A 6,548-nucleotide genomic window follows, 5' to 3' on the forward strand; every position below is an offset into this window, starting at 1 on the left:
GCCCAGTAGCGGGCCTGCGCCACGTCGCCGGCGCCGGGGAACAGCGCCTGCACGCGCCGCACGATGGCGTCGCAGCGCACCGGGTTCAACTGGCGCTCGAAGCCGTTGAACTCCGCCGTGCCGGCGATGCGCAGCCGGTCGCCCAGGCGCGAAAACACCAGCTTGTACTCGTCGTCGGTGAGCGACACGCTGTGCGCCAGCGCGGCGTCCTTCACCGGCATGGTGACCGAGTAGCCCTTGGCCGGATACACCGGCAGCGGCACGCCGACCTTGCGCGTCAGCACGCCCGAGAACGCGCCCATCGCCACCACGTAGGCGTCGGCGCGCAGCTGCGTGAACTGGCCGTTCTCGTCGGTCGCCTCCACGTGGTCGATGGCGCCGCCCGCCATGCGCAGCGCCGTCACGCTGCAGCCCATGCGGAACGTCACGCCGGCGCGTTCGCACAGGTCGGCCAGCTCGCGCGCGAAGCGGTTCGCATCGCCCGATTCGTCGGCCGCGGTGTAGGTGGCGCCGGCGAGCTGCGGCGCCGCGTGGCGCAGCGCGGGCTCGATCTCCACCGCTTGCGCGACCGAGAGGATGCGCCGGTCGCAGCCGAGGTCGCGCATCTGCTGCGTCGGCGCGACAGCGGCGTCGAACTCGCTGGCGCTGGTGTAGAAATGCAGGATGCCGCGCGTCTGCTGGTCGTACTGCAGGCCGGTGGCGGCGCGCAGTTCCTGCAGCGCGGTGCGGCTGTAGGTGCCCAGCCGCACGATCTGGCGGATGTTGTGGCGGGTGCGCGCCGGCGTGCATTCGCGCAGGAAGCGCAGGCCCCACAGCCACTGGTGCGGATCGGCGCGCAGGCGGAACAGCAGCGGCGCGTCTTCGCGCGCCAGCCAGCGCAGCACCTTCAGCGGCGCGCCGGGGTTGGCCCAGGGCTCGGCGTGGCTGACGGAGATCTGGCCGCCGTTGGCGAAGCTGGTTTCGCCGGCGGCATGGCGCTGGCGGTCGACGACGGTGACGTCGTGGCCGAGCTGGCGCAGGTAGTAAGCGGAACACACGCCGATCAGGCCGGCGCCGAGAACGATGACTCGCATGGTGAGAGCACTCCACGTGGGCCGCGCGCGCGGGCCCACTCTCCACTCGGGCGCGAAGAGGCAGCCCGCGCATGCGCGCGGCTGCCGCTCCCCCTGTCCCCGGTACCTGAGAGATTCACGCCGCGCGGACCCGCGCGGTGCTTGCTCCTTCGGTGCGCCACGCGAGGTGCGCGGCGGCTCTCCAGACGGCGTTCAACAAGAATCGGTGCAGTACGGGACCTGAGCGTGCATGGGAGTTTGCGCCTTCGGTGAGGCAGCCCTGGCGGGCCGCCTGCTCTCCTGCCCGGTCATTGTAAGCAGGCGGCACGGCCGGGCAGGCACGGGCGGTTGACATCCGTGTGATCTTTATTTAACCTTACAGTTATATAAACACAAGGTTCCGTACATGGACGCCCTGAGCAGCACGTTCACCGCGCTGGCCGACCCGACGCGCCGCGCCATCCTGTCGCGCCTGGCGATGGGGCCGGCGAACGCCACCGAACTCGGCCTTCCGTTCACTATCAGCCAGCCGGCCGTCTCCAAGCACCTGAAGATTTTGGAGCGCGCCGGCCTGATCAGCCGCACCCGCGAGGCGCAGTCGCGGCCCTGCGTGATCCGCGGCGCACCGATCAAGGAAGTGGCGGACTGGGCGGCCGGCTACCAGCCGTTCTGGGAAACCAGTTTCGACCGCCTGGACGACTACCTGCAAGACCTGCAACACAAGGAGAAGCCCCGTGCAAGAAAAGCAAAGTGAGACCGCGGCAACCTCGCCGCACGAACTGGTGATCGTGCGCGTCTTCGACGCGCCGGCCGCGCTGGTGTTCGCCGCCTGGACCGAGCCGCACCACCTGGCGCGCTGGTCGGGCCCGGAAGGCTTCACCACGCCGCACCACGAAATGGACTTGCGGCCCGGCGGCCGCTGGCGCGCCTGCCTGCGCGCGCCCGACGGCACCGACCATTGGGTGCAGGGCGTCTACCAGGAGATCGACCCGCCCCGTCGCCTGGCGATGACCCATGCCTGGGAAGACGCGCAGGGCCAGCCGGGCCCGCAGACGCTGGTGACGGTGGAGTTCAGCGAAGAGGCGCCCGGCCGCACGCGCATGCACTTCCGGCAGGTGGGCTTCGACTCGCAGGCCTCGCGCGACGGGCACGACGGCGGCTGGACGCAGAGCTTCGACCGCCTGGCTGCGCACCTGGGGCATGCGGCATGAAGCCATAGGGCGCCGCCAGCACAGGGCGGCGGCGCCGCCCTATTCAGGCGCCTTGTAGAACGCCTCGACCTTGCCCTTGAGCTTGATCATCAGCGGCTGGCCCTTGCGGTCCAGCGTCTTGCCCGCGGGCACGCGCACCCAGCCTTCGCTGATGCAGTACTCCTCCACGTCGGCACGCTCGTTGCCGTTGAAGCGGATGCCAACGTCGTGGCGGAACACGTCGGCCACGTGGTGCGGGCTGCGGGGGTCGACCGAGAGGCGGTCGGGCAAGGTGGGGCGGTGGCTGGCTTCATCCATGGGGCGTATTTTGCAGAAGTCCGCGCGCTGGCCCATCCGTCAGGCATTTGCCGGCGCCGCTCAAGCCGGCGCGCCTTCTTTCAGGAACACCCGCACACGCTGCGGCGTCGCGACCAGCGTCTCGCCTTCGCGCAGGCCCATGGCGCGGAACTGCTGTGCCGGGATGTGCGCCTCGATGACGGTGTCGGCACCCTCGTTCGCGCCAGCGCCGTCGCGCGCCGGCACCAGCTGCAGCCGCGCCACCTGCCCGGCCACCATGGCGCGGCTGAGCTGCACCACCAGGCCGCGCCGGCAACCCGAAGCGTCGATCTCCTGGCCCGGCGAGTAGCGTTGGATGTCCAGCTCGTGCGGCCGCACGTAGGCCAGTGCGCGCGCGTCGCGTGCCTGCGCGTGCTCTGGCGCGTCCAGCCGCATGCCCTGCAGATGCACCTCGCCCGCGTGCGCACGGCCGCGGAACAGGTTCACGTCGCCCAGGAAGCCGTAGACGAAGGGACTGGCAGGCGTGTCCAGCACCTGCTGCGGCGAGCCGATCTGCTCCACCGCGCCGGCGTTCATCAGCACCACGCGATCGGCCACTTCCAGCGCCTCTTCCTGGTCGTGCGTGACGAACACGCTGGTGACGTGCAGCTCGTCGTGCAGCCGGCGCAGCCAGCGGCGCAGCTCCTTGCGCACCTTGGCGTCCAGCGCGCCGAAGGGCTCGTCCAGCAACAGCACCTTGGGGTCGACCGCCAGCGCGCGGGCCAACGCGATGCGCTGGCGCTGCCCGCCCGACAGCTGCGCCGGGAAGCGGTCGGCCAGGCCGGACAGCTGCACCAGCTCCAGCAGCTCGCCCACCTTGCGCCGGATCTGCGCCTCGGCCGGTCGCTGCCCGCGCGGCTTGATGCGCAGCCCGAACGCCACGTTCTCGAACACCGTCATGTGGCGAAACAGCGCGTAGTGCTGGAACACGAAACCGACCTGGCGCTCGCGCACGTGGCGGTCGGTGGCGTCCTCGCCGGCCAGCACGATGCTGCCGGTGTCGGCCGTCTCCAGGCCGGCGACGATGCGCAGCAGCGTGGTTTTGCCGCAGCCCGAGGGCCCCAGCAGCGCGACCAGCTCGCCCGGGCCGACGCGCAGCGACACGTCGCGCACCGCCTCGAATTCGCCGAAACGCTTGCCGATGTTGCGGATGTCGATGCTCATGCGGCACTCCTGGCGGTGGACTTCGCCACCGACTTCACGGCCAGCGTCAGCAGCGCCAGCAAGGCCAGCAGCGAGGCCACCGCGAAGGCGGCGGCCGACTGGTATTCGTTGTAGAGCACTTCCACGTGCAGCGGCATGGTGTTGGTCTGCCCGCGAATGTGTCCGGACACAACCGACACCGCGCCGAACTCGCCCATGGCGCGCGCGTTGCACAGGATCACGCCGTACAGCAGGCCCCACTTGATGTTGGGCAGGGTCACGCGCCAGAAGGTCTGCCAGCCGGTCGCGCCCAGCACGATGGCAGCCTGCTCCTCTTCGCTGCCCTGCGCCTGCATCAGTGGAATCAGCTCGCGCGCGATGAACGGCAGCGTGACGAAGATGGTGGCCAGCACGATGCCTGGCACGGCGAAGATCACCTTGATGTCGTGCGCGGCCAGCCACGGGCCGAACCAGCCATGCGCGCCGAACACCAGCACGTAAACCAGGCCGGCGACCACCGGCGACACCGAGAACGGCAGGTCGACCAGCGTGATGAGGAATGCCTTGCCGCGGAACTCGTACTTGGCGATGCACCAGGCGGCAGCGACGCCGAACACCAGGTTGAGCGGCACCGCGATGGCGGCGGTGACCAGCGTGAGCACGATCGCCGACACCGCATCCGGCTCGCGCAGCGCCGCGAGGTACGCGCCGAAGCCCTTGCGCAGAGCTTCCGCGAACACGGCCGCGAGCGGCAGCACCAGGAACAGCAGAACGAAAGCGACGGCCACGCCGATCAGCGTCCACTGCACCCAGCGCGCTTCGCCGGCATGCGTGCGGCGCCGGGATGGCGGCGAGCCGGCGTTCATCGCGGTGCCTCCGCCCAGCGGTTCTGCCAGGCCTGCAGCGCGTTGATGGCCAGCAGCATCAGGAAGGACAGCGCCAGCATGGTCACCGCCACCGCCGTTGCGCCGGCGTAGTCGTACTGCTCCAGCTTGCCGACGATGACCAGCGGCGCGATCTCCGACACCATGGGCACGTTGCCGGCGATGAAGATCACCGAGCCGTATTCGCCGATGGCGCGCGCGAAGGCCATGGCGAAGCCCGTCAGCAGCGCCGGCAGGATGGTGGGAAAGATCACCCGCGAGAAGGTCTGCCAGCGGCTGGCGCCCAGCACGGTGGCGGCTTCCTCGAGCTCGGCCTCGGCCTCCTCCAGCACCGGCTGCACCGTGCGCACGACGAAGGGAATGCCGATGAAGATCAGCGCGATCACGATGCCGGCGGGGGTGAACGCCGCTTTGATTCCCAGGGGTTCCAGGTACTGGCCGACCCAGCCGTTGGGCGCCAACAGCGCCGTGAGCGAAATGCCGGCCACGGCGGTCGGCAAGGCGAACGGCAGGTCCACCAGCGTGTCCACCAGGCCGCGGCCCGGGAATTCGTAGCGCACCAGCACCCAGGCCACCAGCAGGCCGAAGCCGGCATTGACCAGCGCGGCGAGGAAGGACGCGCCGAAGGTGAGCTTGTAGGCCGCCAGCACGCGCGGCGAGGTCACGGCGGCCCAGAACTGGTCCCAGCTCAGGGTGGCGGTCTTGAGCAGCAGCGCGGCCAGCGGTACCAGCACGATCAGCGCGAGGAACACCAGCGTGTAGCCCATGGTGAGGCGAAAGCCCGGCAGCACGCGGCCGGCTTTACGCCGCCGTGGGGCGGCACGCGGCGCGGCGGCAACGCCCGCGCGCACCGGCCTGCCCAGCGGAAAGGGCGGGCTGAGTTCGGCGGAGGTTTGCGGCGGGTTCATGGGGTGCGCCGCGATTGTGGAAGGCGCGGCCGCGGCGCCCAACAATCAAGTTCTCAGATGCTTATGGGCAGATGCTTATGCGGTTTTCGCCCTGCTATCATGAAATGAAGGACCATTCTCTTGTCACGCCTCGAGCCCGCCGATCCACTTGCAGCGCTGATGCGCGTGCAGATCCAGTCCCTGCGGCAGCGCGGCGGCGTGTCCGCCAAGGACGGCAAGCGCGATCGCCCTGCCGCCGCCGGCGCCGCGAAGCAGGACACCGGCTCCGACGACCTGGCGCTGCTCGCGGCCGAACGCATCCGCGGCATTCGTGCCGACGATCCGCAGAAAAAGCAGAAGGCCGTGCGCGTGTTCCTCGAATCCGTGCTGCTGTCCGAGCTGGGACCGGCGCTGGTGAACGATCCCGGCTTCAGCCGCATGGTCGATCACGTGCAGCAGCAATTCCAGGACGATCCGCAGCTCGCGCAGGCAGCCGACCAGGCCGCCGAGCTGCTGCTGCAATCGGCGCACGGCTGAATTTCAGCCGGCCGAGGGCCTGACTCAGGGCTTGCGCGGCGGGCGCCGGGCCGCGCCCAGTCCGCCCAACATCTGCTGCGCCAATTTATCCAGGCCATGCAGGCGCTGCGTCTGCCCGGTCAGCAGCGCCTCCGCCTGGCGCGCCGACATGCAACCAGGCTGCAGCTTGCGCGCCTGCTCCACCTCGGCGCGCGCACGCTGGCCGTCGCCTTGCAAGGCCAGCACCACGGCCAGGCTGCCGTGGCTCTCGCCCCAGGTGGGATCGGCGCCGATCGCGCGCTCGAATGCCGCAGCGGCTCCCGGCAAATCCTCCTGCAGCACGCAGGCCCAGCCCAGGCCATGCAGGCCGGTGATGTCGTCCGGGGCGAGGTGCAGCGCCTGTTCGAAATGCGCGCGCGCGCGCTGCGCGTCGAACTGCGCCATGTCCACGAACGCCAATGTCGACCAAGCGCGCGGCTGGTGCGGCGCGATCCGCGCGGCACGTTCGACGGCGGCGCGCGCGGCGGCGGGCTGGCTCTG

Annotated in this window: 9 protein-coding genes and 2 riboswitches; of the genes, 3 read left to right on the forward strand and 6 right to left on the reverse strand. The window is 70.3% G+C overall.

Annotation, left to right across the window (positions count from 1 at the left end; all coding sequences use genetic code 11):
• On the reverse strand, nt 1–1,073 hold a 1,073-nt coding region (locus H0U68_RS09520), incomplete at its 3' end, for a D-amino acid dehydrogenase (protein ID WP_296354949.1).
• A gap of 83 nt (nt 1,074–1,156) precedes the next feature.
• A riboswitch (glycine riboswitch) is annotated at nt 1,157–1,268 on the reverse strand.
• 3 nt (nt 1,269–1,271) lie between these two features.
• A riboswitch (glycine riboswitch) is annotated at nt 1,272–1,365 on the reverse strand.
• Between the two features lie 93 nt (nt 1,366–1,458).
• Here H0U68_RS09520 and H0U68_RS09525 point away from each other — a divergent pair.
• Together H0U68_RS09525 and H0U68_RS09530 are read left to right on the forward strand one after the other, a co-directional pair.
• Nucleotides 1,459–1,806: a metalloregulator ArsR/SmtB family transcription factor gene (locus H0U68_RS09525; RefSeq protein ID WP_296354952.1), complete on the forward strand. Its 348-nt coding sequence runs from the start codon at nt 1,459–1,461 to the stop codon at nt 1,804–1,806.
• The gene (locus H0U68_RS09530) at nt 1,787–2,263 is read left to right on the forward strand and encodes an SRPBCC domain-containing protein (RefSeq protein ID WP_296354954.1); all 477 of its coding nucleotides are present in this window, start codon (nt 1,787–1,789) and stop codon (nt 2,261–2,263) included. Before H0U68_RS09525 ends, H0U68_RS09530 begins: the two co-directional genes overlap by 20 nt.
• A 39-nt stretch (nt 2,264–2,302) precedes the next feature.
• Here the strand turns inward: H0U68_RS09530 and H0U68_RS09535 are convergent, their stop codons facing one another.
• From H0U68_RS09535 to cysT, 4 genes are read right to left on the reverse strand one after another with little or no spacing between them, the layout of a single operon-like run.
• On the reverse strand, nt 2,303–2,560 hold the full coding sequence (locus H0U68_RS09535) for a DUF3297 family protein (protein ID WP_296354956.1): 258 nt from the start codon (nt 2,558–2,560) through the stop codon (nt 2,303–2,305).
• Between the two features lie 60 nt (nt 2,561–2,620).
• A complete protein-coding gene (gene cysA, locus H0U68_RS09540) occupies nt 2,621–3,742 on the reverse strand; it encodes a sulfate ABC transporter ATP-binding protein (RefSeq protein WP_296354958.1) in 1,122 nt (373 codons plus the stop codon).
• Nucleotides 3,739–4,587 (reverse strand): sulfate ABC transporter permease subunit CysW, encoded by an 849-nt coding sequence (gene cysW / locus H0U68_RS09545; RefSeq protein WP_296354961.1) that lies wholly within the window; start codon nt 4,585–4,587, stop codon nt 3,739–3,741. Before cysW ends, cysA begins: the two co-directional genes overlap by 4 nt.
• Nucleotides 4,584–5,513: a sulfate ABC transporter permease subunit CysT gene (gene cysT, locus H0U68_RS09550; RefSeq protein WP_296354964.1), complete on the reverse strand. Its 930-nt coding sequence runs from the start codon at nt 5,511–5,513 to the stop codon at nt 4,584–4,586. Before cysT ends, cysW begins: the two co-directional genes overlap by 4 nt.
• A gap of 159 nt (nt 5,514–5,672) precedes the next feature.
• Here cysT and H0U68_RS09555 point away from each other — a divergent pair, with 159 nt between their 5' ends.
• Nucleotides 5,673–6,029, forward strand: coding sequence for a hypothetical protein (locus H0U68_RS09555; protein WP_296354966.1), 357 nt, complete (start codon nt 5,673–5,675; stop codon nt 6,027–6,029).
• Nucleotides 6,030–6,053: 24 nt separating this feature from the next.
• On the opposite strand, the gene H0U68_RS09560 is transcribed toward H0U68_RS09555, so the two are convergent.
• Nucleotides 6,054–6,548 (reverse strand): tetratricopeptide repeat protein (locus tag H0U68_RS09560; protein WP_296354968.1); only part of this gene is annotated, 495 nt, incomplete at its 5' end.

This window comes from Ramlibacter sp. (assembly GCF_013697775.1).
In the GTDB taxonomy this organism is placed as follows: domain Bacteria; phylum Pseudomonadota; class Gammaproteobacteria; order Burkholderiales; family Burkholderiaceae_C; genus Ramlibacter.

Coding starts and splice junctions, on each gene's coding strand:
- cysT (WP_296354964.1), bottom strand. CDS start 5,513: ATGAACCCGCCGCAAACCTCCGCCGAACTCAGCCCGCCCTTTCCGCTG.
- H0U68_RS09535 (WP_296354956.1), bottom strand. CDS start 2,560: ATGGATGAAGCCAGCCACCGCCCCACCTTGCCCGACCGCCTCTCGGTC.
- H0U68_RS09555 (WP_296354966.1), top strand. CDS start 5,673: ATGCGCGTGCAGATCCAGTCCCTGCGGCAGCGCGGCGGCGTGTCCGCC.
- cysW (WP_296354961.1), bottom strand. CDS start 4,587: ATGAACGCCGGCTCGCCGCCATCCCGGCGCCGCACGCATGCCGGCGAA.
- H0U68_RS09525 (WP_296354952.1), top strand. CDS start 1,459: ATGGACGCCCTGAGCAGCACGTTCACCGCGCTGGCCGACCCGACGCGC.
- cysA (WP_296354958.1), bottom strand. CDS start 3,742: ATGAGCATCGACATCCGCAACATCGGCAAGCGTTTCGGCGAATTCGAG.